We start from the raw sequence: 24,112 nt of genomic DNA on the forward strand, positions 1-24,112 counted from the left end.
CTGGCAGCACTTAGGGGCTGCCAGCCCTTTTCTGCTTTGTGGAATTTGTATTCACGGGCAGTGCAAATGTAGGGAATTTTGACGGTTCGGGCAGTCAAACCAGAACGCCGAAGCAAACCAGACGGCGTTGTAGTTTGATTTTCTGACGTCTGTATCGAACGGAGCGACCATGACGTATTCGTACACCGAGAAGAAGCGGATTCGCAAAAGTTTCGCCAAGCGCGCCAATGTGCTTGACGTGCCTTTCCTGCTTGCGACCCAGCTTGAGTCCTACACCCAGTTCCTTCAGGCCGAAGTGCCGCCGCCCCAGCGGCGCACCCAGGGCCTCCAGGCTGCCTTTGCCTCGATCTTCCCGATCGTGGCCAATTCGGGTGTGGCCCGCCTCGAGTTCGTCGAATACCGTCTGGGCGAGCCCGCCTTCGACGTGAAGGAATGCCAACAGCGCGGCCTGACCTTCGCCTCCCCCCTGCGCGCCAAGGTGCGCCTGGTGATCCTCGACCGCGAAAGCAACAACGAGAAGATCAAGGAAGTGAAGGAGCAGGAAGTGTACATGGGCGAAATCCCGCTCATGACCACCACCGGTTCCTTCGTCATCAACGGTACCGAGCGGGTGATCGTCTCCCAGCTGCACCGTTCCCCTGGCGTGTTCTTCGAACACGACCGCGGCAAGACCCATAGCTCCGGCAAGCTGCTGTTTTCGGCCCGCATCATCCCCTACCGGGGTTCCTGGCTGGACTTCGAATTCGATCCCAAGGACTTCCTCTATTTCCGTATCGACCGTCGGCGGAAGATGCCGGTCACCATCCTGCTCAAGGCCATCGGCTTCAACAATGAGCAGATCCTGTCCTCCTTCTTCGAGTTCGACAACTTCCACCTGAGCAAGAAGGGCATCCAGTTCGAAGTGGTGCCCGACCGCCTGCGCGGCGAGGTGGCTCGTTTCGACATCCACGACAAGGCCGGCAAGGTCATCGTGCCGAAGGACAAGCGCATCACCGCCAAGCACATCCGCGACCTGGCCGAAGCCGGCATCAAGAAGATCGCCGTGCCCGACGACTTCGTTGTCGGCCGCATCATCGCCACCAACGTGGTCGATGGTGAGACGGGTGAAATCGTGGCCCAGGCCAACGAGGAAATCACCGAAAGCCTGTTGGCCAAGCTGGTGGAGTCCGGCGTCGAAAACGTGCAGACCCTGTACGTGAACGACCTGGACCGTGGCGCCTACATCTCCTCCACGCTGCGCATCGACGAAACCGCCGATCAGTGGGCCGCCCGCGTCGCCATCTACCGCATGATGCGTCCCGGCGAACCTCCCACCGAAGACGCCGTGGAAACCCTGTTCAATAGCCTGTTCTACTCGGAAGATCGTTACGACCTGTCCGCCGTGGGCCGGATGAAGTTCAACCGCCGCGTCGGCCGCGAAGAAATCGAAGGCCCGGGCGTGCTGTCCAACGAGGACATCGTGGACGTGATCCGCATCCTGGTGGAACTGCGCAACGGTCGCGGCGAAATCGACGATATCGACCACTTGGGCAACCGTCGTGTCCGTTCCGTGGGCGAGCTGGCCGAGAACCAATTCCGCGCCGGTCTCGTTCGTGTCGAGCGCGCCGTCAAGGAACGCCTGAATCAGGCCGAATCCGACAACCTGATGCCCCATGACCTGATCAACGCCAAGCCCATCAGCGCCGCGATCAAGGAGTTCTTTGGCTCCAGCCAGCTCTCCCAGTTCATGGACCAGACCAATCCCCTGTCCGAGATCACCCACAAGCGTCGTGTTTCCGCCCTGGGCCCAGGCGGCCTGACCCGGGAACGCGCCGGCTTTGAAGTGCGCGACGTGCACCCCACCCACTACGGTCGTGTGTGCCCTATCGAAACGCCGGAAGGTCCGAACATCGGCCTGATCAACTCCCTGGCCCTGTACGCCCGTACCAACAACTACGGTTTCATGGAAACGCCCTACCGCAAGGTGGAGAACGGCCATGTGACCGACCAGATCGAATTCCTCTCCGCCATTGAGGAAGGCAAGTACATCATCGCCCAGGCCAACGCCGAGCTCGACAAGAAGGGTAAGCTGACCGACGCCCTGGTGTCCTGCCGCTTCAAGGGCGAATTCGAGTTGAAGGTGCCCGAGGAAGTGCAATACATGGACGTGGCCCCTGGCCAGATCGTTTCCGTGGCGGCTTCCCTGATTCCCTTCCTCGAGCACGATGACGCGAACCGTGCCTTGATGGGCGCCAACATGCAACGTCAGGCCGTGCCCTGCCTGCGCCCCGAGAAGGCCCTGGTGGGTACCGGTATCGAACGCACCGTGGCCGTCGACTCCGGCACCGCCGTGCAAGCCCTGCGTGGCGGCCTGGTGGACTACGTCGATGCCAACCGCGTGGTGGTCCGTGTCAATGACGCGGAAACCGTGCCCGGTGAAGTGGGCGTGGACATCTACAATCTGACCAAGTACACCCGTTCCAACCAGAACACCAACATCAACCAGCGTCCCGTGGTGAAGAAGGGCGACATCATCGCCAAGGGCGACGTGGTGGCCGATGGCGCCTCCACCGACCTGGGCGAACTGGCCTTGGGCCAGAACATGCTGGTGGCCTTCATGCCCTGGAACGGCTACAACTTCGAAGATTCGATCCTGATCTCCGAGCGCGTGGTGGCGGAAGACCGCTTCACCTCCGTGCATATCGAAGAACTGACCGTTGTTGCCCGCGACACCAAGCTGGGTGCCGAAGAAATCACCCGCGACATCGCCACCCTGGGCGAAGTGCAGATGGGCCGCCTGGATGAGTCCGGCATCGTCTACATCGGCGCCGAAGTGGAAGCCGGCGACGTGCTGGTGGGCAAGGTCACCCCCAAGGGCGAAACCCAGCTCACTCCCGAAGAAAAGCTGCTGCGCGCCATCTTCGGTGAAAAAGCCTCCGACGTGAAGGACACCTCTCTGCGCGTGCCTTCCGGCATGACCGGCACCGTGATCGACGTCCAAGTGTTCACCCGCGAGGGCATCGAGCGCGACAAGCGCGCCCAGTCCATCATCGACGACATGCTGAAGGGCTACAAGCAGGATCTGGCCGACCAGATGCGTATCGTTGAGCGCGACACCTTCGACCGTATCGAAAAGCTGCTTAATGGCAAGGTCGCCCTCAAGGGCCCCAAGAAGCTGGCCAAGGGCACCAAGATCACCAAGTCCTACCTGGAAACCGTCGAGCACTACTACTGGTTCGACATTTCCCTGGAAAGCGAGGAAGCACAGCAACAGCTGGAAAACTTGCGCGACAGCTTGGAACAGACCCGCAAGGACTTCGACGTGGCCTTCGAGGCCAAGAAGAAGAAGCTGACCCAGGGTGACGAACTGCCCCCCGGCGTGCAGAAGATGGTCAAGGTCTACCTGGCCGTCAAGCGCCGCCTGCAACCCGGCGACAAGATGGCCGGCCGCCACGGTAACAAGGGTGTGGTGTCCAAGATCACCCCGATCGAAGACATGCCCCACATGGCCGACGGCACGCCGATGGACATCGTGCTGAACCCCCTGGGTGTGCCTTCCCGGATGAACATCGGTCAGGTGCTGGAAATGCACTTGGGCTGGGCTGGCAAGGGTATCGGCAAGCGTATCGACGAGATGCTGCGGGCCGAGGCCAACGCCGCCGAGGTGAAGAAGTACCTGGACAAGGTCTACAACAGCGCCGGCCACGAGGCCGACATCGCCAGCCTGAGCGATGCGGAAGCCTTGGAAATGGCCGAGAACCTGCGCGGTGGCCTGCCTTTCGCCACGCCGGTGTTCGACGGTGCCAAGGAAGAAGAAATCACCACCATGCTCAACCTGGCCTACCCGGACGACGTGGCTGAGAAGATGCAGCTCAAGTCCGCCAAAACCCAGGCGACCTTGTTCGACGGCCGCACCGGCGACGCCTTCGAGCGCCCCGTCACCATCGGCTACATGCACGTGTTGAAGCTGCACCACTTGGTGGACGACAAGATGCACGCCCGTTCCACCGGCCCCTACAGCCTGGTCACCCAGCAGCCGCTGGGTGGTAAGGCCCAGTTCGGTGGTCAGCGTTTCGGTGAAATGGAAGTGTGGGCCCTCGAAGCCTACGGTGCTTCCTACACCTTGCAGGAAATGCTCACCGTCAAGTCCGATGACGTTACCGGCCGGACCAAGGTTTACGAAAACATCGTCAAGGGCGAGCACAAGATCGACGCCGGCATGCCCGAATCCTTCAATGTGCTGGTCAAGGAAATCCGTTCCCTGGCCATCGACATTGATCTGGAACGTTACTGAACCTCGACCGCGACAGGAGTTAAACAATGAAAGCATTGCTCGATCTGTTCAAGCAAGTCACGCAGGAAGAGGAATTCGACGCCATCACCATCGGCCTCGCCTCTCCCGAGAAGATCCGTTCTTGGTCCTACGGCGAGGTGAAAAAGCCCGAGACCATCAACTACCGTACCTTCAAGCCCGAGCGCGACGGTCTGTTCTGCGCCAAGATCTTCGGCCCGGTGAAGGACTACGAGTGCTTGTGCGGTAAGTACAAGCGCCTCAAGCACCGCGGCGTCATCTGCGAGAAGTGCGGCGTTGAAGTGACCCAGGCCAAGGTGCGCCGCGAGCGCATGGGCCACATCGAACTGGCCAGCGTGGTTGCCCACATCTGGTTCCTCAAGTCCCTGCCCAGCCGTCTCGGCATGGTGCTGGACATGACCCTGCGCGACATCGAACGCGTCCTCTACTTCGAAGCCTTCGTGGTCTGCGACCCCGGCATGACCCCCCTCAACCGGGGTCAACTGCTGACCGAGGACGACTACCTGGCCAAGGTGGAAGAGTACGGCGACGAGTTCACCGCGCTGATGGGCGCCGAAGGCGTGCGCGAACTGCTGCGCACCATTGACATCGCCAGCGAAATCGAAGTGCTGCGCAAGGAACTGGAAACCACCGGTTCCGAAGCCAAGATCAAGAAGATCGCCAAGCGTCTCAAGGTGCTCGAAGGCTTCCAGGCTTCCGGCATCAAGCCCGAGTGGATGATCCTCGAAGTGCTGCCCGTGCTGCCTCCCGACCTGCGTCCCCTGGTGCCCCTGGATGGCGGCCGTTTCGCCACTTCCGACCTGAACGACCTCTATCGTCGCGTCATCAACCGGAACAACCGTCTCAAGCGCCTGCTGGAACTGAAGGCGCCCGACATCATCGTGCGCAACGAAAAGCGCATGCTGCAAGAGTCCGTGGACTCCCTGCTGGACAACGGTCGTCGCGGCAAGGCCATGACCGGCGCCAACAAGCGCCCCCTCAAGTCCCTGGCCGACATGATCAAGGGCAAGTCCGGTCGCTTCCGTCAGAACCTGCTGGGCAAGCGCGTGGACTACTCCGGTCGTTCCGTGATTACCGTGGGTCCCCAGCTTAAGCTGCACCAGTGCGGCCTGCCGAAGAAGATGGCCCTGGAACTGTTCAAGCCCTTCATCTTCGAACGCCTGGAAAAGATGGGCATCGCCAGCACCATCAAGGCCGCCAAGAAGGAAGTGGAAGCCGAGACCCCCGTGGTGTGGGACATCCTCGAAGAGGTGATCCGCGAACATCCGGTCATGCTGAACCGTGCGCCGACCCTGCACCGTCTGGGTATCCAGGCTTTCGAGCCGACCCTGATCGAAGGCAAGGCCATCCAGCTGCATCCCCTGGTGTGTACCGCCTTCAACGCCGACTTCGACGGCGACCAAATGGCTGTTCACGTCCCCCTGTCCCTGGAGGCCCAGATGGAAGCCCGCACCCTGATGCTGGCCTCCAATAACGTGCTGTCTCCCGCCAACGGTGCCCCCATCATCGTTCCTTCCCAGGACGTGGTGCTGGGCCTGTACTACGCCACCCGTGAAAACGCCGCCGCCCGTGGCACCGGCATGATGTTCACCGGCGTGGGCGAAGTGCTGCGCGCCGTGGAATCGCGCCAGATCGACCTCCATGCTCGCATCACCGTGCGCCTGAAGGAATACGAGCGCGATGGCGACGGCTGGAAGGAAAAGCTGGTACGTGTTTCCACGACCGCCGGCCGTGCCATCCTGTCCGAAATCCTGCCCAAGGGCCTGCCGTTCAAGTCCATCGACAAGGCCCTGAAGAAGAAGGAAATCTCCAAGCTGATCGACGAAAGCTTCCGTCGCTGCGGTCTGAAGGACACCGTGATCTTCGCCGACCAGCTGATGCAGTCCGGTTTCCGTCTGGCGACCCGTGGCGGCATCTCCATCGCCGTGGGCGACATGCAGGTGCCCGCCCAGAAGCACGCCATCATCGAGGCCGCCGAGGCCGAAGTGAAGGAAATCGAGCAGCAATACACCTCCGGTCTGGTGACCGTGGGCGAGCGCTACAACAAGGTGGTGGATATCTGGGGCCGTGCCGGTGACCAGGTGGCCAAGGCCATGATGGACCACCTGCAACACGAGAAAGTGGTCAATCGCGAAGGCAAGGAAGTCGTTCAGGACTCCTTCAATTCCATCTACATGATGGCCGACTCCGGCGCCCGGGGTTCCGCTGCCCAGATCCGCCAGCTGGCCGGTATGCGCGGCCTGATGGCCAAGCCTGACGGCTCCATCATCGAAACCCCCATCACCACGAACTTCCGCGAAGGCCTGAACGTTCTGCAATACTTCATCTCCACCCACGGCGCCCGTAAGGGTCTGGCCGATACGGCGTTGAAGACCGCGAACTCCGGTTACCTGACCCGCCGCCTGGTGGACGTGACCCAGGACTTGGTGGTGATCGAGGACGATTGCGGCACCGACGCCGGCTTCGCCATGAAGGCCCTGGTCGAAGGCGGTGAAGTGATCGAACCCTTGCGTGAGCGCATCCTCGGTCGCGTGGCCGCCAGCGATGTGGTCAATCCCGACGACTCCATGGAAGTGATCTTCCCCGCCGGCACCTTGCTGGACGAAGACGCCGTGGAAGTCATCGAGAGCATGGGCGTCGATGAGGTGCGCGTGCGCACCCCGCTGACTTGCGAAACCCGTTACGGCCTGTGCGCCAAGTGCTACGGCCGCGACCTCGGCCGCGGTAATCTGGTCAATGCCGGCGAAGCCGTCGGCGTGATCGCCGCCCAGTCCATCGGCGAACCTGGTACCCAGCTGACCATGCGGACCTTCCACGTGGGCGGTGCCGCCTCCCGGGCTGCCGCCCAGAGCATGGTGGAAGCCAAGAGTGCCGGTGTGGCCCGTTTCACCGCGACGATGCGCTACGTCACCAGCCCCAAGGGCGAGAAGGTGGTCATCGCCCGTTCCGCCGAAGTGCTGATCACGGACGACAACGGCCGCGAGCGCGAGCGCCACAAAGTGCCCTACGGCGCCACCCTGCTGGTGGACGAAGGTCAGGCCATCAAGGCCGGTGCCCAACTGGCCACCTGGGATCCCCACACCCGTCCCATCGTCACCGAGTATGCCGGTACGGTCAAGTTCGAGAACGTGGAAGAGGGCGTCACCGTCGCCAAGCAAGTGGACGACGTGACCGGCATTTCCACCCTGGTGGTGATCGACTCCAAGCGCGGCGGCAAGACCGCCGCCAAGGGCGTCCGTCCCCAGGTGAAGCTGCTCGACGAGAACGGCCAGGAAGTGAAGATCCATGGCACCGACCACGTGGTGACCATCACCTTCCAGGTCGGCTCCCTGATCACCGTGAAGGACGGTCAGGCCGTGTCCGTGGGTGAAGTGCTGGCCCGTATCCCGCAAGAATCCGCCAAGACCCGCGACATTACCGGCGGTCTGCCCCGCGTGGCCGAATTGTTCGAAGCCCGTTCGCCCAAGGACGCCGGCCTGCTGGCCGAAGTCACGGGGACGGTTTCCTTCGGCAAGGACACCAAGGGCAAGCAGCGCCTGGTGATCACCGAGCCCGACGGCACTCCCCACGAGTATCTGATCTCCAAGGACAAGCACGTCATGGCCCACGACGGCCAAGTGGTGAACAAGGGCGAAGTGATCGTGGACGGCCCCGCCGATCCCCACGACATCCTGCGCTTGAAGGGTGTGGAAGAACTGGCCCGTTACATCATCGACGAAGTGCAGGACGTGTATCGTCTGCAAGGCGTGAAGATCAACGACAAGCACATCGAAGTCATCGTGCGGCAGATGCTGCGCCGCGTGGTGATCACCGATGCCGGCGATTCCCGTTTCATCAAGGAAGAGCAAGTCGAACGCGCCGAGGTCCTGGACGAGAACGACAAGCTGATCGCCGAAGGCAAGCGTCCGGCCGAATACCAGTACGTGCTGCTGGGTATCACCAAGGCCTCCTTGTCAACCGACTCCTTCATCTCCGCGGCTTCCTTCCAGGAAACCACCCGCGTGCTGACCGAAGCCGCCATCATGGGCAAGCGCGACGAGCTGCGCGGTCTGAAGGAAAACGTCATCGTCGGCCGCCTGATCCCGGCCGGTACCGGTTTGGCCTACCACCGGAACCGTCGTCTGAAGTCCGCCGGTCAACATGAAGCAGAAGGAATCTTCGATCTGCCCAAGAGCGAAGAAAATGAAGTGGAGGGAAGCCAAGCCGTTGACGCCGCTTGACTTTCTCAATAGAATCCGGCCTCTTTGCTCCCGCATGGGGGCCGGAATTTTTCAATTCAATGCCAATCAAAGCCCAATAAAGGCTTAGGGAACAAAGCGTTATGCCAACCATTAATCAGCTGGTGCGCAAGGGCCGCAAGGCTCCCGTGACCAAGAGCAAAGTGCCTGCACTTGAAAATTGCCCCGCCAAGCGCGGTGTGTGTACTCGTGTCTATACCACGACGCCGAAAAAGCCGAACTCCGCGCTGCGTAAGGTGGCCAAAGTTCGTCTGACCAACGGCTTCGAGGTCATCTCCTACATCGGCGGTGAAGGCCACAACCTGCAGGAGCACTCTGTGGTGCTGATTCGTGGTGGTCGTGTGAAGGATTTGCCTGGTGTGCGTTACCACATCGTGCGCGGCAGCCTGGATACCCAGGGCGTGAAGGACCGCAAGCAATCCCGTTCCAAGTATGGTGCAAAGCGGCCCAAGGCTGCTTAATCAGGAGTAGAACATGCCTCGTCGTCGTGAAGTCCCTAAGCGCGAGATTCTTCCCGATCCCAAGTTTGGGAATGTGGAGGTCTCCAAGTTCGTTAACGTGTTGATGACCGGTGGCAAGAAGGCCGTGGCCGAGCGCATCATCTACGGTGCCTTCGAGCAGATCCAGGCCAAGAGCGGCAAGGATCCCCTGGAAGTGTTCGGTCTGGCCATCAACAACATCAAGCCCATCGTTGAGGTGAAGAGCCGTCGCGTGGGTGGTGCCAACTACCAGGTGCCTGTTGAAGTGCGTCCTTCCCGTCGCCTGGCGCTGTCCATGCGCTGGTTGCGCGAAGCCGCCCGCAAGCGTTCCGAAAAGTCCATGGGTCAGCGTCTGGCTGGCGAGTTGCTCGAGGCCGCTGAAGGCCGCGGCGCCGCCATGAAGAAACGCGAAGAAGTTCACCGCATGGCTGAAGCGAACAAGGCTTTCTCGCACTTCCGCTTCTGATGTATCAAGTGCCGTGCGGCGATTTGCCGCGCGGTTTCATGTAGCCCCGCCGCCGCCCTGGTTTCCCGATTGTCGGGGCCATGGCGGTTTGGCTTAGATAAGGCAGGTAATTCAAGTGGCCCGTAAGACTCCTATCGAGCGTTACCGCAACATCGGTATTTCTGCTCACATTGACGCTGGCAAGACAACCACCACCGAACGCATCCTCTATTACACCGGTGTGAGCCATAAGATTGGCGAAGTGCACGACGGCGCCGCCACCATGGACTGGATGGAGCAGGAGCAAGAGCGCGGCATCACCATTACCTCCGCCGCGACGACCTGTTTCTGGAAGGGCATGGACATGCAATTCCCGGAACACCGCTTCAACATCATCGACACCCCGGGGCACGTGGACTTCACCATCGAAGTGGAGCGTTCCATGCGTGTGCTGGACGGCGCCTGCATGGTGTACTGTGCCGTGGGCGGCGTGCAGCCCCAGTCTGAGACTGTGTGGCGTCAGGCCACCAAGTACCAGGTTCCCCGCTTGGCTTTCGTGAACAAGATGGACCGCTCCGGCGCCAACTTCTTCAAGGTCGTGGATCAGATGAAGACCCGCCTGAAGGCCAACCCCGTGCCCATCGTCATCCCCATCGGCGCCGAAGACAGCTTCTCCGGCGTTGTCGATCTGCTCAAGATGAAGGCCGTGATCTGGGACGAGGCCTCCCAGGGCATGAAGTTCGAATACAAGGACATCCCCGCTGATCTGGCCGAGACTGCCCAGACCTGGCGCGAGCAGATGGTGGAAGCGGCCGCCGAAGCCACCGAAGAGCTGATGAACGAGTATCTGGAAAACGGCGACCTGTCCGAAGAAAAGATCAAGGCCGGCCTGCGTCAGCGCACCCTGGCTTGCGAAATCCAGCCCATGCTGTGCGGTTCCGCCTTCAAGAACAAGGGCGTGCAGCGCATGCTGGATGCCGTGATCGAGTTCCTGCCTTCCCCCGTGGATATTCCCCCGGTCAAGGGTGTGGATGATCGCGAACAGGAAGCCAGCCGCAAGGCCGACGACAACGAAAAGTTCTCCGCGCTGGCTTTCAAGCTGATGACCGACCCCTTCGTCGGTCAGCTGACCTTCATCCGCGTCTATTCCGGCGTACTGGCTTCCGGCGCGACGGTGCTCAACTCCGTCAAGGACAAGAAGGAACGTATCGGCCGCATCCTGCAGATGCACGCCAACAACCGCGAAGAAATCAAGGAAATTCTGGCCGGCGACATCGCTGCTTGCGTGGGTCTGAAGGAAGTGACCACCGGCGAGACGCTGTGCGATCCCGATGCCCCCATCATCCTTGAGCGCATGGTGTTCCCCGACCCTGTGATCCACGTGGCCGTCGAGCCCAAGACCAAGAGCGACCAGGAAAAGATGGGTATCGCCCTGTCCCGTCTGGCTGCCGAAGATCCTTCCTTCCGTGTGCGTACCGACGAAGAGTCTGGTCAGACCATCATTTCCGGTATGGGCGAACTGCACTTGGAAATCATCGTTGATCGCATGAAGCGCGAATTCAACGTGGAAGCCAACGTGGGTGCTCCCCAGGTGGCCTACCGCGAGTGCATCAAGAAGGCCGTCGAGCAAGAAGGCAAGTTCGTCAAGCAGTCCGGTGGTCGCGGTCAATACGGCCACGTTTGGATCAAGATGGAGCCCAACGAAGCCGGCAAGGGCTACGAATTCGTGGATGCCATCAAGGGCGGTACCGTGCCCCGCGAATACATCCCCGCTGTGGACAAGGGTCTGCAAGACTCCATCGGTTCCGGCGTGCTGGCGGGCTTCCCCGTGGTTGACGTGAAGTTCACTCTGTTCGACGGTTCCTACCACGACGTGGACTCCAACGAAAACGCCTTCCGTATGGCCGCCTCTATGGCCTTCAAGGAAGCCATGCGCAAGGCCCAGCCCACGTTGCTGGAGCCCATGATGGCCGTGGAAGTGGAAACGCCCGAAGACTACATGGGCAACGTGATGGGCGACTTGTCTGCCCGTCGCGGCATCGTGCAGGGCATGGACGACATTCCCGGCGGCATGAAGGCCGTACGCGCCGAGGTGCCCCTGTCCGAAATGTTCGGCTACGCCACCCAGTTGCGTTCCCTGTCCCAGGGTCGCGCCACGTATTCCATGGAATTCAAGCACTACGCCGAAGCCCCCAAGAATGTGGCTGAGGCCGTCATCAACAAGAAGTAATCTCGTTCTTTAAAGGAAACCAGAAATGGCAAAAGGCAAGTTTGAACGTACGAAGCCGCACGTAAACGTCGGCACGATTGGGCACGTTGACCACGGCAAGACGACGCTGACTGCAGCGATCACCACCGTGCTGTCCCGCAAGTTTGGTGGCGAAGCCAAGGCTTACGACCAAATTGACGCAGCGCCCGAAGAAAAGGCCCGTGGTATCACCATTAATACCGCCCACGTCGAGTACGAAACCGCCACCCGTCACTACGCCCACGTCGATTGCCCGGGCCACGCTGACTACGTCAAGAACATGATTACCGGTGCCGCCCAGATGGACGGCGCCATCCTGGTCTGTTCCGCCGCTGACGGCCCCATGCCCCAGACCCGCGAACACATCCTGCTGGCCCGCCAAGTGGGCGTGCCCTTCATTGTCGTGTTCCTGAACAAGTGCGACATGGTGGATGACGCCGAACTGCTGGAACTGGTCGAAATGGAAGTGCGCGAGCTGCTCTCCAAGTACGACTTCCCCGGCGACGACGTGCCCATCATCAAGGGCTCCGCCCTGAAGGCCCTCGAAGGCGACCAGTCCGAAATCGGCGAGCCCGCCATTTTCCGTCTGGCCGACGCCCTGGATAGCTACATCCCCACCCCCGAGCGCGCCATCGACCAACCCTTCCTGATGCCCATCGAAGACGTGTTCTCCATCTCTGGTCGCGGTACCGTCGTGACCGGTCGTGTCGAGCGCGGCATCGTCAAGGTCGGCGAAGAAATCGAAATCGTGGGCATCAAGCCCACCACCAAGACCACCTGCACCGGCGTCGAAATGTTCCGCAAGCTGCTGGATCAAGGTCAAGCCGGTGACAACGTCGGCGTCCTGCTGCGTGGCACCAAGCGTGAAGAAGTCGAGCGCGGCCAAGTGCTGGCCAAGCCCGGCTCCATCACTCCCCACACCCACTTCACCGGTGAAGTGTATGTCCTGTCCAAGGACGAAGGTGGTCGTCATACCCCCTTCTTCGCTAACTACCGTCCCCAGTTCTACTTCCGTACCACGGACGTGACTGGCGCCATTACCCTGCCGGAAGGCACCGAGATGGTGATGCCTGGCGACAACGTGTCGATCACCGTCAAGCTGATCGCCCCGATCGCCATGGAAGAAGGTCTGCGTTTCGCCATCCGTGAAGGCGGTCGTACCGTCGGCGCCGGTGTCGTCGCTAAGATCATCGAGTAATTCGCGGTAAACATTGCAATCTGAAAAAAAGGGCGGTATAGTGCCGCCCTTTTCTCACTTTGCCCATGGGGCAGGGTGTTTCGCTCTTTAAGGATGATTCATGCAAAGCCAAAAAATTCGCATCCGTCTCAAGGCCTTCGATTACAAGCTGATCGACCAATCCGCCCTTGAGATCGTCGATACGGCAAAGCGTACCGGCGCCGTCGTGCGCGGTCCTGTGCCTCTGCCCACCCGTATTGAGCGTTTCAACGTGCTGCGTTCCCCGCACGTGAACAAGACTTCTCGCGACCAGTTTGAAATCCGCACCCATCTGCGTTTGATGGACATCATCGACCCCACCGACAAGACCGTGGACGCGCTGATGAAGCTGGATCTGCCTGCTGGCGTCGATGTCGAGATCAAGTTGCAGTAAGTGATTTTTGCCTCGCCTTCGGGCGGGGCAAAGTTTTTCGCGGTGCAAGCCGTGTTTGTAACGGGCCCGGCCAATCGTAGCCGGGGTTTAGGAGAAAAAAATGAGTCTAGGCCTTGTAGGACGCAAGGTCGGCATGACGCGCATCTTTGCCGAGGATGGCACTTCCATCCCCGTCACTGTGCTCGATGTGTCGAATAACCGCGTCACGCAAATCAAGACCCCCGAAGTCGATGGCTATTGCGCCATTCAGGTGACTTTCGGGAAGCGTCGCGCCAGTCGCGTCAACAAAGCTGCTGCCGGTCATCTGGCCAAGGCAGGTGTTGAGGCTGGTGAAGTTCTGAAGGAATTCCGTGTTGCGCAGGATCAGCTTTCCAGCTACAAGGCTGGCGATGTGATCGCTGCAACGATTTTTCAGCCGGGCCAGAAGGTGGATGTGAGCGGTACTTCCATCGGTAAGGGTTTCGCCGGTTCGATCAAGCGTCACAACTTCTCCTCCAATCGGGCGAGCCACGGTAACTCCATTTCCCACAATTCCCCTGGTTCCATTGGTATGGCGCAGGATCCCGGTCGCGTTTTCCCGGGCAAGCGCATGGCCGGTCACCTGGGTGATGCGGCATGCACGACCCAGAACCTGGAAGTGGTGCGTGTGGATGAGTCCCGTCAGCTGCTGCTGGTCAAGGGTGCCGTTCCCGGTGCCAAGGGCGGCGATGTGGTCGTCAAGCCCGCAGTGAAGGCCTAAGGAGAAGCCATGGAACTTAAACTGATCAACGAACAGGGTCAGCAGGCGTCGACTGTTTCCGCCTCTGACACGCTGTTTGGCCGTGACTTCAACGAAGCGCTGGTTCACCAAGTTGTGGTGGCTTACCAAGCCAATGCCCGTTCCGGCAACCGCAAGCAAAAGGACCGCGAAGAAGTCAAGCACACCACCAAGAAGCCTTGGCGTCAAAAGGGTACTGGCCGCGCTCGCGCCGGTATGTCCTCGTCTCCCCTGTGGCGTGGCGGTGGTCGCACCTTCCCGAATTCTCCCGAGGAGAACTTCTCTCAGAAGGTGAATCGCAAGATGTACCGCGCCGGTCTGGCCACCATCCTGTCTCAGCTCGCTCGCGAAGATCGACTGGCTGTGGTTGAGAGCTTCGCTGTCGAAGCCCCCAAGACCAAGCTGGTTGCGCAAAAGCTGAAGGGCATGGGTCTGGATTCCGTGTTAGTGATCACCGACGAGTTGAATGACAACCTATTCCTGGCCGCTCGCAACTTGCCCAACGTGCTGGTTGTCGAGGCCCACCAAGCCGACCCCGTGTCCCTGGTGCGCTTCCCCAAGGTGCTGATCACCAAGGCCGCCGTGGCCAAGATGGAGGAGATCCTGGCATGAGTCAATTCAATCAAGAGCGCTTGTTGCAAGTCCTGGTAGCGCCCCAGATCTCTGAAAAGGCCACCATGGTGGCCGACAAGAATGAACAAGTGGTGTTCATTGTTGCGCCCGATGCGACCAAGCCTGAAATCAAGGCGGCTGTTGAGCTGCTGTTCAAGGTCCAAGTCAAGTCGGTGCAGGTTGCCAACCTGAAGGGCAAGACCAAGCGCTTCGGCCGCAGTTTCGGTCGTCGCAGTGACACCCGCAAGGCGTTCGTCTGCTTGCAGCCCGGCCAGGAAATCAATTTCGCTGAAGGGGGGGCTGCTTAAATGGCACTCGTAAAAGTTAAACCGACTTCCCCGGGCCGTCGTGGCGTCGTCAAGGTCGTCAATGCTCACCTGCACAAGGGCAAGCCCCATGCTGCGCTGGTTGAGAAGAAGCTGAGCAAGGCCGGTCGTAATGCCCATGGCCACGTGACGGTTCGCCACCAAGGCGGCGGTCACAAGCAGCATTACCGTATCGTCGACTTCCGTCGCAACAAGGACGGCGTCGTCGGCAAGGTCGAGCGCCTCGAATACGATCCCAACCGTACCGCCCACTTGGCGCTGGTGCTCTATGCTGATGGTGAGCGCCGCTACATCATCGCCACCAAGGGCATGGTTGTGGGTCAAGAGGTTGTCAGCGGTTCCGAGGCCCCCATCAAGCCCGGTAACGCTCTGCCGATCCGTAACATCCCCGTGGGTACGACCATCCACTGCGTGGAAATCACCCCGGGCAAGGGCGCCCAGATCGCCCGTTCCGCCGGGACTTCCGTGCAGCTGCTGGCCCGCGAAGGCATTTACGCCCAGGTCCGCTTGCGTTCCGGCGAAATCCGCCGCATCCACGTTGAATGCCGCGCCACCATCGGCGAAGTGGGCAACGAGGAAAACAGCTTGCGCAAGATCGGCAAGGCCGGTGCCCAGCGTTGGCGTGGCATCCGTCCCACCGTGCGTGGTACCGCGATGAACCCGATCGATCACCCCCACGGTGGTGGTGAAGGCAAGACCGGCGAAGGTCGCGTTCCCGTCAGCCCCTGGGGTACTCCCACCAAGGGCTACCGCACCCGCAACAACAAGCGCACTGACGTGATGATCGTTCAGCGCCGTCACAAGCGATAAGAGGCAACCATGGCACGTTCAATCAAAAAAGGCCCGTTTGTCGACGACCATCTGATCAAGAAGGTCGAAGCAGCTCGTACGGGTAACGACAAGCGTCCGATCAAGACCTGGTCCCGTCGTTCCACGGTTCTGCCGGATTTCGTCGGCTTGACCATCGCCGTCCATAACGGCAAGCAGCACATCCCTGTGTATGTGTCTGAAAACATGGTTGGCCACAAACTGGGCGAATTCGCTCTGACGCGTACCTTCAAGGGTCACGTCGGTGCGAAGAAGGCCCAGGGCAAGAAGTAAGGAGTGATGATGGAAACCAACGCAATCCTGCGCGGCGTTCGCCTGTCTGCCCAAAAGGGCCGACTGGTGGCCGACCTGGTCCGCGGCAAGTCCGTGGATCACGCGCTCAATATCCTCGCCTTCAGCCCCAAGAAGGGCGCCGGCATCATCAAGAAAGTGCTGGAGTCCGCTATTGCCAACGCCGAGCATAACGACGGCGCTGACATCGACACGCTCAAGGTCACCCGCATCTATGTGGAAAAGGGCGAAGTGCTGAAGCGCTTCACCGCCCGCGCCAAGGGCCGCGGCAATCGGATTCTCAAGCCGACTTGCCATATCTACGTGACTGTCGGGAACTAAGGAGTCGTTATGGGACAGAAGATTCATCCGACCGGGTTCCGCCTCGCCGTCACTCGTGACTGGGCCTCCCGCTGGTATGCCAACACCAAGAACTTCCCTCAGATGCTGAAGGAAGACATCGAAGTGCGGGACTACCTGAAGAAGAAACTCGCACACGCTTCCGTTGGTCGCGTGGTCATCGAGCGCCCCGCCAAGAACGCCAAGGTCACCGTATTCAGCGCCCGTCCGGGCGTGGTGATCGGCAAGAAGGGCGAGGACATCGAACTGCTGAAGTCCGAACTGCAAAAGCGCATGGGCGTTCCCGTTCATGTGAACATCGAAGAAATCCGCAAGCCCGAGCTGGACTCCCAGCTGATTGCCGATTCCATCGCCCAGCAGTTGGAAAAGCGGATCATGTTCCGCCGCGCCATGAAGCGCGCCATGCAGAACGCCATGCGTCTGGGTGCCCAGGGCATCAAGATCATGAGTTCCGGCCGCTTGAACGGCGCTGAAATCGCCCGTACCGAGTGGTATCGCGAAGGCCGCGTGCCGCTGCATACCCTGCGCGCCGATATCGACTACGGCACCTCTGAAGCCAAGACCACCTACGGCATCATCGGCATCAAGGTCTGGGTGTTCAAGGGCGAGATCATTGGCAAGAACGAACAGCCCGTGGCGGATGTCAATGCCGAAGAGCCCAAGAAGGCTCGTCGTGCTGCCAAGCCCGCTGACGGCGAAAAGCCCAAGCGCACTGTGCGCAAGGCCGAGGGAGAAGGTGACAAGGCCGGCGTGAAACGCGTCCGCAAGTCCGCCGCTCCCGCAGAAGGTAAGGAGTAATCAGCGATGCTGCAACCCTCTCGCAGGAAATACCGCAAGGAACAGAAGGGCCGCAACACCGGCCTGGCGACCCGCGGCGCCAAGGTGAGCTTCGGCGAGTATGGCCTCAAGGCCATCGGCCGCGGCCGCCTGACCGCACGCCAGATCGAAGCCGCCCGTCGCGCCATGACCCGTCACATCAAGCGGGGTGGTCGTATCTGGATCCGCATCTTCCCGGACAAGCCCATTTCCAAGAAGCCCGCCGAAGTCCGTATGGGTAACGGTAAGGGTTCTCCTGAATACTGGGTGGCTGAGATTCAGCCCGGTAAGGTTCTCTACGAAATGGATGGTGTGGACGAGGCCCTGGCCCGCGAGGCTTTCCGCCTTGCTGCTGCCAAGCTGCCCCTGGAAACCACCTTCGTGACTCGCCATTTGGGGTAAGACATGAAAGCCAGCGAACTTAGGCAAAAAAACGACGCCGAACTGCAAAAGGAAGTTCTGGACCTGCGGAAGGCCCAATTCTCCCTGCGCATGCAGGCGGCAACCCAGCAGCTGAGCAACACCAGCCAACTGGGCAAGGTGCGCAAGGACATTGCGCGCGTCAAGACCATTCAACGTGAAAAGGCGGCGGCCAAATGACTGAAGCCAAGCAAACTGCTGCGCGTAGCCTGCAAGGCCGCGTCGTCAGCGACAAGATGGACAAGACCGTGACCGTCCTGGTTGAGCGCCGCGTGAAGCACCCGGTGATCGGCAAGGTCATGATCCGTTCCAAGAAGTACCACGCCCACGTCGAGGGTTTGGAAGCGAATGACGGCGATCTGGTTCAGATCGAGGAATGCGCCCCCATCTCCAAGACCAAGGCTTGGCGCGTCGCCAAGGTCCTCGAAAAGGCCCGCGCCGTTTAATTATTTGTCGCCCTTGTCGTCATGGGGCGACAAATAATTTGCAAAAAGAGTTGACGGACTAAAGGCGGGATAATAGAATCCCGCCTCTTTTCCCGGATCAATCGATTTTCGATTGGTCTTCCTACCCGAACGGGTTCCAAGACTGACTGCGCAACGGATTTGTGCGCGGGACAAGTTGGAGAGATTGAAAAATGATCCAAATGCAGTCGATACTCGACGTGGCCGACAATACCGGCGCGCGTTCGGTAATGTGCATCAAGGTGTTGGGCGGCTCCAAGCGCCGCTATGCCGGCATCGGCGACATCATCAAGGTGAGCATCAAGGACGCGGCTCCTCGTGGCCGTGTCAAAAAGGGTGAGGTTTATAGCGCCGTGGTGGTTCGTACCGCCAAGGGTGTCCGTCGCCCCGATGGTTCGCTCGTCAAGTTTGATGGCAATGCCGCGGTGCTCCTCAACAACAAGCTGGAGCCGATCGGCACCCGCATCTTCGGGCCTGTTACGCGTGAATTGCGTACCGAGCGCTTCATGAAGATCGTGTCCCTGGCCCCCGAAGTTCTCTGAGGTCTATGTCCATGGCTAAGATTCGCAAGGGCGATAACGTAGTTGTCCTGACTGGTAAGGACAAGGGTAAGCGCGGTGCCGTGGTGCGTCGCGTGGATGACGAGCATGTGGTTGTTGAGGGCGTTAACCGCGTCAAGAAGCACTCCCGTCCCAATCCCATGAAGGGTTTGCCTGGTGGCATCGTGGAAAAAGAGATGCCGATTCATGTTTCCAATATTGGTTTGTTCAATCCCGCAACGCAAAAGGCGGATCGCGTCGGCTACAAGCAGCTCGACGATGGTCGCAAGGTGCGGGTGTTCAAGTCCAATGGCGAAGTAGTGGACGCGTAAGGGGTCATCATGGCGCGCTTGCAAGATTTTTACAAAGAAAAGGTGGTGGCTGATCTTCGCGAGAAGTTCGGCTACAAGTCCCCCATGGAAGTGCCCCGCATCACCAAGATCACCCTGAACATGGGTGTGGGTGAAGCGGTTGGCGACAAGAAGGTGTTGGAAAACGCCGTGGGCGACATGACGAAGATCGCCGGTCAGAAGCCCGTTGTCACGAAGGCCCGCAAGGCTATCGCCGGCTTCAAGATCCGCGAGGGTTATCCGATCGGCTGCATGGTGACCTTGCGTGGCACTCGCATGTACGAGTTCCTGGATCGCTTCATCACCATTGCCCTGCCCCGTGTGCGCGATTTCCGCGGCGTGGGCGGCAAGGGTTTTGACGGTCGTGGCAACTACAACGTCGGGGTGAAGGAACAGATCATTTTCCCCGAAATCGAGTACGACAAGATCGATGCGCTGCGTGGTATGAACATCAGTATTACCACCACCGCCAAGACCGACGAAGAAGCCAAGGCTCTCCTTGGCGCATTCAAATTCCCCTTCAAGAGCTGAGGGAACCATGGCGAAACTTGCACTGAAGAATCGCGAAGCCAAGCGTGCTGCAACCGTGGCGAAATTTGCCGCCAAGCGCGAAGCTTTGTTCGCAATCATCAACAACGTGAAACTGTCTGAAGAAGAGCGGATGGAAGCCCGCTTGAAGTTGCAGCAGTTGCCCCGTAATTCCAGCCCTTCCCGTCAGCGCAATCGTTGCGCACTGACCGGTCGGCCCCGTGGCGTGTTCCGTAAGTTCGGTTTGTGCCGTAACAAGCTGCGCGATATCGCCATGCGCGGTGAAGTGCCTGGCATGACCAAGGCCAGCTGGTAAGGAGACCGCTATGAGTATGACCGATCCTATCGCCGACATGCTGACGCGCATTCGTAATGCGCAGATGGTCGAAAAAGCCTCCGTGTCCATGCCTGCCTCCAAGCTGAAGGCCGCTATTGCCAACGTGCTTAAGGACGAAGGCTATATCGAAGACTTCGCCGTTCGCAACGGCGAAGGCAAGGCTGTTCTGGATATCGCCCTGAAGTACTACGCTGGCCGTCCCGTCATCGAGAAAATCGAGCGGATTTCCAAGCCTGGTCTGCGCGTCTACAAGGGCAAGGACGAACTTCCCCGCGTGATGAACGGCTTGGGCGTGGCCATTGTGTCCACTCCCAAGGGTGTCATGACCGATCGCAAGGCCCGCGCCAGCAATGTTGGCGGCGAAGTCCTCTGCATCGTGGCTTAAGGAGGGATGTTGAATGTCTCGCGTTGCTAAATATCCCGTCGAGCTGCCCAAGGGCGTCGAAGCCACCATTACCGACAAGGACATCACCGTCAAGGGTCCCCTGGGTACCCTGAAGCAGTTCATTCTGCCCGGTGTCAAGATTGAAAAAGATGGCGAGAAGCTGGTGATCCGCGCTGTTGAAGGCGTTGCTGGTGCTGGTGCCAATTCCGGCACCACCCGCGCCCTGGTCAACAACGTCGTGACCGGCGTGAGCAAGGGTTTCGAGAAAAAGCTGACCCTGGTCGGCGTGGGCTATCGTGCCCAAGCCCAGGGCGACAAGCTGAACCTGTCCCTCGGCTTCTCCCACCCCGTCGTTCATCAAATGCCCGCCGGCATCAAGGTCGAAACCCCTTCCCAGACGGAAATCGTCATCAAGGGCATCGACAAGCAGGTGGTTGGTCAGGTGGCCGCTGAAGTGCGCGCATATCGCGAACCCGAACCCTACAAGGGCAAGGGTGTCCGTTATGCCGACGAAGTGGTTGTCATCAAGGAAACCAAGAAGAAGTAAAGGCACAGGAATATGGACAAGAAACAAGCTCGTTTGCGGAGAGCGCGCAAAACCCGCGCCAAGATTGCGGAGCTCAAGGTGGTCCGTCTGGCGGTGCATCGCACCAACAGCCACATCTATGCGCAAATTTTCTCCGGTTGCGGCACCAAGGTTCTCGCCGCCGCCTCTACCGTGGAAGCCGATGTTCGCGGCAAGGTCGCCAATGGCGGCAATGTCGAGGCAGCCAAGCTGGTTGGTCAGCTGATCGCCTCTCGCGCCAAGGCAGCCGGCCTGGAAAGCGTCGCTTTCGACCGTTCCGGATTCCACTACCATGGCCGCGTCAAGGCGCTGGCAGAAGCCGCCCGTGAGGGCGGACTCAAGTTCTAAGCGAGATCAACATGGCTAAACCGCAAAGCAAGAAACCGCAGCAGGCCGAAGAGCGTGATGATGGCCTGCGCGAGAAGATGGTATCCGTCAATCGCGTTACCAAGGTCGTCAAGGGTGGTCGAATCCTCGGCTTCGCTGCCCTGACCGTGGTTGGCGATGGCGATGGCGGCATCGGCATGGGCAAGGGCAAGTCCCGCGAAGTGCCCGTGGCCGTGCAAAAGGCCATGGAAGAAGCCCGTCGCAAGATGAAGAAGGTCAGCCTGAAGAGCGGCACCCTTCATCACACCGTGACCGGCAAGCATGGCGCCACCACCGTGTTGATGTCCCCCGCTCCCGGCGGTACCGGCGTGATCGCCGGCGGCCCGATGCGTGCCGTTTTCGAAGTGATGGGCGTGACCGACGTGGTTGCCAAGACCATCGGTTCCACCAACCCCTATAACGTCGTTCGCGCCACCATCAACGGCTTGCTGGCCACCAGCACCCCGGCCGAAATCGCGGCCAAGCGCGGCAAGAGCGTTCAAGAGATTCTGGAGTAAGCCATGGCTGACAAGAAGATCAAGGTCACGCTGGTGAAAAGCGTGATCGGTACCAAGCAAGATCATCGGGCGACTGTGCGCGGCCTCGGTCTGCGTCGCATTGGCCATACCGTTCAGCTGGAAGACACTCCCGCTGTCCGTGGCATGGTCAACAAGGTTGCCTACCTGGTGAAGCTGGAAGGATAAATTCATGGAACTCAATAATCTCAAGCCCGCCGCTGGCGCCAAGCATTCCCGCAAGCGGGTTGGTCGCGGCATCGGCAGCGGCCTCGGCAAGACCGGCGGTCGCGGCCACAAGGGCCAGTTGTCCCGTTCCGGCGGTGGCGGTAATGTCGGTTTCGAAGGCGGTCAAATGCCTTTGCAGCGTCGTTTGCCCAAGCGCGGCTTCATCTCCCTGGTGCGCGGCCGTAACGTTGAAGTTCGCTTGTCCGAACTCGACAAGCTGCCCGTCGAAGACATTGATCTGCTGTCTCTCAAGCAGGCCGGCGTGATTCCCGCCGATGCCCTGTCCGCCAAGGTGATCCTGTCCGGCAAGCTCAACCGCAAGGTGAGCCTGAAGGGCGTGGGTGCCACCAAGGGCGCCAAGGCAGCCATCGAAGCCGCTGGCGGCTCCGTCGCAGAGTAATTGAGAAGGCCCGTTTGATATGACCACCAGTGCAAAAGCAGGCAACGGTTCCAAGTTCGGCGACCTCTGGCGCCGGCTATGGTTCTTGCTGGGCGCGCTGGTGGTTTATCGCATCGGCGCCCACATCCCCGTGCCGGGTATCGATCCGGCCCGCTTGGCTGAGCTTTTCCAGTCCCAGCAAGGCGGCATCCTGGGGGTGTTCAATCTGTTTTCCGGTGGCGCGCTGTCGCGCTTCACCATTTTTGCCCTGGGCATCATGCCCTACATTTCTTCCTCGATCATCATGCAGTTGATGTCGATCGCCGTGCCTTCCCTGGAGGCCTTGAAGAAAGAGGGCGAAGCAGGTCGCCGCAAGATTACCCAATACACCCGCTACGGCACGGTCGCCTTGGCGCTGTTCCAGGCAACGGGTATCGCCGTCGCCCTGGAGTCCCAGAATGGTCTCGTGGTCGACCCGGGCATGATGTTCCGCATCACCACGGTGGCCACCCTGCTCACGGGCACCATGTTCCTGATGTGGCTTGGCGAGCAGATCACTGAGCGTGGCCTGGGCAACGGCATCTCGATCATCATTTTCGCCGGTATTGCCGCCGGCCTGCCCAACGCCCTGGGTGGCCTGTTCGAGTTGGTGCGCACCGGTGCCATGCATCCCGTGTCCGCATTGTTCATCGTCGCCCTGGTGGTGGTGGTGACAGGGTTCGTCGTCTTTGTCGAGCGCGGCCAGCGCAAGATTCTGGTGAACTACGCCAAGCGCCAAGTGGGCAACAAGATTTATGGCGGGCAGAGCAGCCATCTGCCCCTGAAGCTGAATATGTCGGGCGTCATTCCCCCCATCTTCGCTTCCTCGATCATCCTTTTCCCGGCCACCGTTGCCCAGTGGTTCGGTAGCTCCGAGCAAATGAACTGGCTCAAGGACGCCGCCGCCAAGCTGGCGCCGGGGCAACCGATCTACGTGCTGCTCTACGCGACTGCGATCGCCTTCTTCTGTTTCTTCTACACCGCCCTGGTCTTCAACTCGAAGGAAACCGCGGACAACCTGAAGAAGAGCGGCGCTTTCGTGCCTGGCATCCGTCCCGGCGAGCAGACGGCACGGTATATCGACAAGATTCTGATGCGGCTGACCCTGATCGGCGCCATCTACATCACCTTGGTTTGCTTGTTGCCCGAATTCTTGATTCTCAAGTGGAACGTGCCTTTCTATTTCGGCGGCACCAGCTTGTTGATCATCGTGGTGGTGACGATGGACTTCATGGCCCAGGTGCAGGCCTACGTGATGTCCCATCAGTACGAAAGTTTGTTGAAGAAAGCTAATTTCAAGGGCGCCGGGTTGCCGGTGCGTTGATGTAAGAAGGTTTATGGCGAAGGAAGACGTTATCGAAATGCAGGGTGAGGTGGTGGAAAACCTCCCCAATGCAACCTTCAGGGTCAAGCTGGAAAATGGGCACATCGTGCTCGGCCATATTTCCGGAAAGATGCGGATGCACTACATCCGTATCCTGCCCGGGGACAAGGTGACAGTCCAGCTGACGCCCTATGATTTAACCAAGGGAAGAATCGTCTTCCGTGCCAAATAACCACTATTCCGGAGAGTAATCATGAAAGTTCTGGCTTCGGTCAAGCGTATCTGCCGCAACTGCAAAATCATCCGCCGCAATCGCGTGGTTCGGGTCATCTGTACCGATCCCCGCCATAAGCAGCGCCAGGGTTGATTGAGCAAGTTTAATCAGATATAATT

30 protein-coding genes are annotated in these 24,112 nt (G+C 59.9%); all 30 read left to right on the forward strand.

Annotated elements, in window-relative coordinates:
- Window positions 1–169 precede the first annotated feature (169 nt).
- The 30 genes from rpoB to rpmJ all read left to right on the forward strand — a co-directional run bounded on the left by rpoB (window position 170) and on the right by rpmJ (window position 24,086).
- Entirely contained in the window at window positions 170–4,273 is a 4,104-nt protein-coding gene (gene rpoB, locus ACYQ2U_RS07960; RefSeq protein ID WP_459949822.1) for a DNA-directed RNA polymerase subunit beta, read from the forward strand.
- A gap of 26 nt (window positions 4,274–4,299) precedes the next feature.
- Window positions 4,300–8,511, forward strand: coding sequence for a DNA-directed RNA polymerase subunit beta' (rpoC, locus tag ACYQ2U_RS07965; protein WP_459949823.1), 4,212 nt, complete (start codon window positions 4,300–4,302; stop codon window positions 8,509–8,511).
- A 101-nt stretch (window positions 8,512–8,612) separates the two neighbouring features.
- Entirely contained in the window at window positions 8,613–8,990 is a 378-nt protein-coding gene (rpsL, locus tag ACYQ2U_RS07970; protein ID WP_459949824.1) for a 30S ribosomal protein S12, read from the forward strand.
- A gap of 13 nt (window positions 8,991–9,003) precedes the next feature.
- The gene (rpsG, locus tag ACYQ2U_RS07975) at window positions 9,004–9,474 is read left to right on the forward strand and encodes a 30S ribosomal protein S7 (protein WP_459949825.1); all 471 of its coding nucleotides are present in this window, start codon (window positions 9,004–9,006) and stop codon (window positions 9,472–9,474) included.
- A gap of 115 nt (window positions 9,475–9,589) precedes the next feature.
- A complete protein-coding gene (gene fusA, locus ACYQ2U_RS07980) occupies window positions 9,590–11,683 on the forward strand; it encodes an elongation factor G (protein ID WP_459949826.1) in 2,094 nt (697 codons plus the stop codon).
- A gap of 25 nt (window positions 11,684–11,708) precedes the next feature.
- Window positions 11,709–12,899: an elongation factor Tu gene (tuf, locus tag ACYQ2U_RS07985; RefSeq protein ID WP_459949815.1), complete on the forward strand. Its 1,191-nt coding sequence runs from the start codon at window positions 11,709–11,711 to the stop codon at window positions 12,897–12,899.
- A gap of 100 nt (window positions 12,900–12,999) precedes the next feature.
- The gene (rpsJ, locus tag ACYQ2U_RS07990; RefSeq protein ID WP_459949827.1) at window positions 13,000–13,311 is read left to right on the forward strand and encodes a 30S ribosomal protein S10; all 312 of its coding nucleotides are present in this window, start codon (window positions 13,000–13,002) and stop codon (window positions 13,309–13,311) included.
- Between the two features lie 100 nt (window positions 13,312–13,411).
- Window positions 13,412–14,050, forward strand: a complete 639-nt coding sequence (rplC, locus tag ACYQ2U_RS07995) for a 50S ribosomal protein L3 (RefSeq protein WP_459949828.1) — start codon at window positions 13,412–13,414, stop codon at window positions 14,048–14,050.
- A 9-nt stretch (window positions 14,051–14,059) separates the two neighbouring features.
- On the forward strand, window positions 14,060–14,680 hold the full coding sequence (gene rplD, locus ACYQ2U_RS08000) for a 50S ribosomal protein L4 (RefSeq protein WP_459949829.1): 621 nt from the start codon (window positions 14,060–14,062) through the stop codon (window positions 14,678–14,680).
- Window positions 14,677–14,988, forward strand: a complete 312-nt coding sequence (gene rplW, locus ACYQ2U_RS08005) for a 50S ribosomal protein L23 (RefSeq protein ID WP_459949830.1) — start codon at window positions 14,677–14,679, stop codon at window positions 14,986–14,988. Before rplD ends, rplW begins: the two co-directional genes overlap by 4 nt.
- Window positions 14,989–15,816, forward strand: coding sequence for a 50S ribosomal protein L2 (gene rplB, locus ACYQ2U_RS08010; protein WP_459949831.1), 828 nt, complete (start codon window positions 14,989–14,991; stop codon window positions 15,814–15,816). It begins immediately after the preceding gene.
- A 9-nt stretch (window positions 15,817–15,825) separates the two neighbouring features.
- Window positions 15,826–16,107, forward strand: a complete 282-nt coding sequence (rpsS, locus tag ACYQ2U_RS08015) for a 30S ribosomal protein S19 (RefSeq protein ID WP_459949832.1) — start codon at window positions 15,826–15,828, stop codon at window positions 16,105–16,107.
- Between the two features lie 9 nt (window positions 16,108–16,116).
- Entirely contained in the window at window positions 16,117–16,446 is a 330-nt protein-coding gene (rplV, locus tag ACYQ2U_RS08020) for a 50S ribosomal protein L22 (RefSeq protein ID WP_459949833.1), read from the forward strand.
- Window positions 16,447–16,455: 9 nt separating this feature from the next.
- Window positions 16,456–17,262, forward strand: a complete 807-nt coding sequence (rpsC, locus tag ACYQ2U_RS08025; protein ID WP_459949834.1) for a 30S ribosomal protein S3 — start codon at window positions 16,456–16,458, stop codon at window positions 17,260–17,262.
- A gap of 6 nt (window positions 17,263–17,268) precedes the next feature.
- Entirely contained in the window at window positions 17,269–17,682 is a 414-nt protein-coding gene (gene rplP / locus ACYQ2U_RS08030) for a 50S ribosomal protein L16 (RefSeq protein WP_459949835.1), read from the forward strand.
- Window positions 17,683–17,685: 3 nt separating this feature from the next.
- A complete protein-coding gene (gene rpmC, locus ACYQ2U_RS08035) occupies window positions 17,686–17,880 on the forward strand; it encodes a 50S ribosomal protein L29 (RefSeq protein WP_459949836.1) in 195 nt (64 codons plus the stop codon).
- Entirely contained in the window at window positions 17,877–18,146 is a 270-nt protein-coding gene (rpsQ, locus tag ACYQ2U_RS08040) for a 30S ribosomal protein S17 (protein WP_459949837.1), read from the forward strand. The genes rpmC and rpsQ overlap by 4 nt, the downstream gene beginning before the upstream one ends.
- A gap of 191 nt (window positions 18,147–18,337) precedes the next feature.
- A complete protein-coding gene (gene rplN / locus ACYQ2U_RS08045) occupies window positions 18,338–18,706 on the forward strand; it encodes a 50S ribosomal protein L14 (RefSeq protein ID WP_459949838.1) in 369 nt (122 codons plus the stop codon).
- 11 nt (window positions 18,707–18,717) lie between these two features.
- The gene (gene rplX, locus ACYQ2U_RS08050; RefSeq protein ID WP_459949839.1) at window positions 18,718–19,035 is read left to right on the forward strand and encodes a 50S ribosomal protein L24; all 318 of its coding nucleotides are present in this window, start codon (window positions 18,718–18,720) and stop codon (window positions 19,033–19,035) included.
- 9 nt (window positions 19,036–19,044) lie between these two features.
- Window positions 19,045–19,584, forward strand: a complete 540-nt coding sequence (gene rplE / locus ACYQ2U_RS08055; RefSeq protein ID WP_459949840.1) for a 50S ribosomal protein L5 — start codon at window positions 19,045–19,047, stop codon at window positions 19,582–19,584.
- 7 nt (window positions 19,585–19,591) lie between these two features.
- Complete coding sequence (gene rpsN, locus ACYQ2U_RS08060; RefSeq protein ID WP_459949841.1) at window positions 19,592–19,897, forward strand: 30S ribosomal protein S14; 306 nt, start codon at window positions 19,592–19,594, stop codon at window positions 19,895–19,897.
- Between the two features lie 10 nt (window positions 19,898–19,907).
- On the forward strand, window positions 19,908–20,303 hold the full coding sequence (gene rpsH / locus ACYQ2U_RS08065; RefSeq protein WP_459949842.1) for a 30S ribosomal protein S8: 396 nt from the start codon (window positions 19,908–19,910) through the stop codon (window positions 20,301–20,303).
- Window positions 20,304–20,316: 13 nt separating this feature from the next.
- On the forward strand, window positions 20,317–20,850 hold the full coding sequence (gene rplF / locus ACYQ2U_RS08070; protein WP_459949843.1) for a 50S ribosomal protein L6: 534 nt from the start codon (window positions 20,317–20,319) through the stop codon (window positions 20,848–20,850).
- 12 nt (window positions 20,851–20,862) lie between these two features.
- Entirely contained in the window at window positions 20,863–21,216 is a 354-nt protein-coding gene (gene rplR / locus ACYQ2U_RS08075; RefSeq protein ID WP_459949844.1) for a 50S ribosomal protein L18, read from the forward strand.
- A gap of 11 nt (window positions 21,217–21,227) precedes the next feature.
- On the forward strand, window positions 21,228–21,752 hold the full coding sequence (rpsE, locus tag ACYQ2U_RS08080) for a 30S ribosomal protein S5 (RefSeq protein WP_459949845.1): 525 nt from the start codon (window positions 21,228–21,230) through the stop codon (window positions 21,750–21,752).
- 3 nt (window positions 21,753–21,755) lie between these two features.
- The gene (gene rpmD / locus ACYQ2U_RS08085; RefSeq protein WP_459949846.1) at window positions 21,756–21,938 is read left to right on the forward strand and encodes a 50S ribosomal protein L30; all 183 of its coding nucleotides are present in this window, start codon (window positions 21,756–21,758) and stop codon (window positions 21,936–21,938) included.
- A 4-nt stretch (window positions 21,939–21,942) separates the two neighbouring features.
- A complete protein-coding gene (gene rplO, locus ACYQ2U_RS08090; protein ID WP_459949847.1) occupies window positions 21,943–22,377 on the forward strand; it encodes a 50S ribosomal protein L15 in 435 nt (144 codons plus the stop codon).
- A gap of 19 nt (window positions 22,378–22,396) precedes the next feature.
- Complete coding sequence (secY, locus tag ACYQ2U_RS08095; RefSeq protein ID WP_459949848.1) at window positions 22,397–23,719, forward strand: preprotein translocase subunit SecY; 1,323 nt, start codon at window positions 22,397–22,399, stop codon at window positions 23,717–23,719.
- Between the two features lie 13 nt (window positions 23,720–23,732).
- Entirely contained in the window at window positions 23,733–23,951 is a 219-nt protein-coding gene (gene infA / locus ACYQ2U_RS08100; RefSeq protein WP_459949849.1) for a translation initiation factor IF-1, read from the forward strand.
- A 21-nt stretch (window positions 23,952–23,972) separates the two neighbouring features.
- Window positions 23,973–24,086 (forward strand): 50S ribosomal protein L36, encoded by a 114-nt coding sequence (rpmJ, locus tag ACYQ2U_RS08105; RefSeq protein ID WP_145770805.1) that lies wholly within the window; start codon window positions 23,973–23,975, stop codon window positions 24,084–24,086.
- Window positions 24,087–24,112: the final 26 nt, after the last annotated feature.

The sequence above is a fragment of the Denitratisoma sp. agr-D3 genome (assembly GCF_054658675.1).

What these genes read in the sequence shown, in the direction of transcription:
- rpoB (WP_459949822.1), top strand. Translation starts at nt 170, where the DNA reads ATGACGTATTCGTACACCGAGAAGAAGCGGATTCGCAAAAGTTTCGCC.
- rpoC (WP_459949823.1), top strand. Translation starts at nt 4,300, where the DNA reads ATGAAAGCATTGCTCGATCTGTTCAAGCAAGTCACGCAGGAAGAGGAA.
- rpsL (WP_459949824.1), top strand. Translation starts at nt 8,613, where the DNA reads ATGCCAACCATTAATCAGCTGGTGCGCAAGGGCCGCAAGGCTCCCGTG.
- rpsG (WP_459949825.1), top strand. Translation starts at nt 9,004, where the DNA reads ATGCCTCGTCGTCGTGAAGTCCCTAAGCGCGAGATTCTTCCCGATCCC.
- tuf (WP_459949815.1), top strand. Translation starts at nt 11,709, where the DNA reads ATGGCAAAAGGCAAGTTTGAACGTACGAAGCCGCACGTAAACGTCGGC.
- rpsJ (WP_459949827.1), top strand. Translation starts at nt 13,000, where the DNA reads ATGCAAAGCCAAAAAATTCGCATCCGTCTCAAGGCCTTCGATTACAAG.
- rplC (WP_459949828.1), top strand. Translation starts at nt 13,412, where the DNA reads ATGAGTCTAGGCCTTGTAGGACGCAAGGTCGGCATGACGCGCATCTTT.
- rplD (WP_459949829.1), top strand. Translation starts at nt 14,060, where the DNA reads ATGGAACTTAAACTGATCAACGAACAGGGTCAGCAGGCGTCGACTGTT.
- rplW (WP_459949830.1), top strand. Translation starts at nt 14,677, where the DNA reads ATGAGTCAATTCAATCAAGAGCGCTTGTTGCAAGTCCTGGTAGCGCCC.
- rplB (WP_459949831.1), top strand. Translation starts at nt 14,989, where the DNA reads ATGGCACTCGTAAAAGTTAAACCGACTTCCCCGGGCCGTCGTGGCGTC.
- rpsS (WP_459949832.1), top strand. Translation starts at nt 15,826, where the DNA reads ATGGCACGTTCAATCAAAAAAGGCCCGTTTGTCGACGACCATCTGATC.
- rplV (WP_459949833.1), top strand. Translation starts at nt 16,117, where the DNA reads ATGGAAACCAACGCAATCCTGCGCGGCGTTCGCCTGTCTGCCCAAAAG.
- rpsC (WP_459949834.1), top strand. Translation starts at nt 16,456, where the DNA reads ATGGGACAGAAGATTCATCCGACCGGGTTCCGCCTCGCCGTCACTCGT.
- rplP (WP_459949835.1), top strand. Translation starts at nt 17,269, where the DNA reads ATGCTGCAACCCTCTCGCAGGAAATACCGCAAGGAACAGAAGGGCCGC.
- rpmC (WP_459949836.1), top strand. Translation starts at nt 17,686, where the DNA reads ATGAAAGCCAGCGAACTTAGGCAAAAAAACGACGCCGAACTGCAAAAG.
- rpsQ (WP_459949837.1), top strand. Translation starts at nt 17,877, where the DNA reads ATGACTGAAGCCAAGCAAACTGCTGCGCGTAGCCTGCAAGGCCGCGTC.
- rplN (WP_459949838.1), top strand. Translation starts at nt 18,338, where the DNA reads ATGATCCAAATGCAGTCGATACTCGACGTGGCCGACAATACCGGCGCG.
- rplX (WP_459949839.1), top strand. Translation starts at nt 18,718, where the DNA reads ATGGCTAAGATTCGCAAGGGCGATAACGTAGTTGTCCTGACTGGTAAG.
- rplE (WP_459949840.1), top strand. Translation starts at nt 19,045, where the DNA reads ATGGCGCGCTTGCAAGATTTTTACAAAGAAAAGGTGGTGGCTGATCTT.
- rpsN (WP_459949841.1), top strand. Translation starts at nt 19,592, where the DNA reads ATGGCGAAACTTGCACTGAAGAATCGCGAAGCCAAGCGTGCTGCAACC.
- rpsH (WP_459949842.1), top strand. Translation starts at nt 19,908, where the DNA reads ATGAGTATGACCGATCCTATCGCCGACATGCTGACGCGCATTCGTAAT.
- rplF (WP_459949843.1), top strand. Translation starts at nt 20,317, where the DNA reads ATGTCTCGCGTTGCTAAATATCCCGTCGAGCTGCCCAAGGGCGTCGAA.
- rplR (WP_459949844.1), top strand. Translation starts at nt 20,863, where the DNA reads ATGGACAAGAAACAAGCTCGTTTGCGGAGAGCGCGCAAAACCCGCGCC.
- rpsE (WP_459949845.1), top strand. Translation starts at nt 21,228, where the DNA reads ATGGCTAAACCGCAAAGCAAGAAACCGCAGCAGGCCGAAGAGCGTGAT.
- rpmD (WP_459949846.1), top strand. Translation starts at nt 21,756, where the DNA reads ATGGCTGACAAGAAGATCAAGGTCACGCTGGTGAAAAGCGTGATCGGT.
- rplO (WP_459949847.1), top strand. Translation starts at nt 21,943, where the DNA reads ATGGAACTCAATAATCTCAAGCCCGCCGCTGGCGCCAAGCATTCCCGC.
- secY (WP_459949848.1), top strand. Translation starts at nt 22,397, where the DNA reads ATGACCACCAGTGCAAAAGCAGGCAACGGTTCCAAGTTCGGCGACCTC.
- infA (WP_459949849.1), top strand. Translation starts at nt 23,733, where the DNA reads ATGGCGAAGGAAGACGTTATCGAAATGCAGGGTGAGGTGGTGGAAAAC.
- rpmJ (WP_145770805.1), top strand. Translation starts at nt 23,973, where the DNA reads ATGAAAGTTCTGGCTTCGGTCAAGCGTATCTGCCGCAACTGCAAAATC.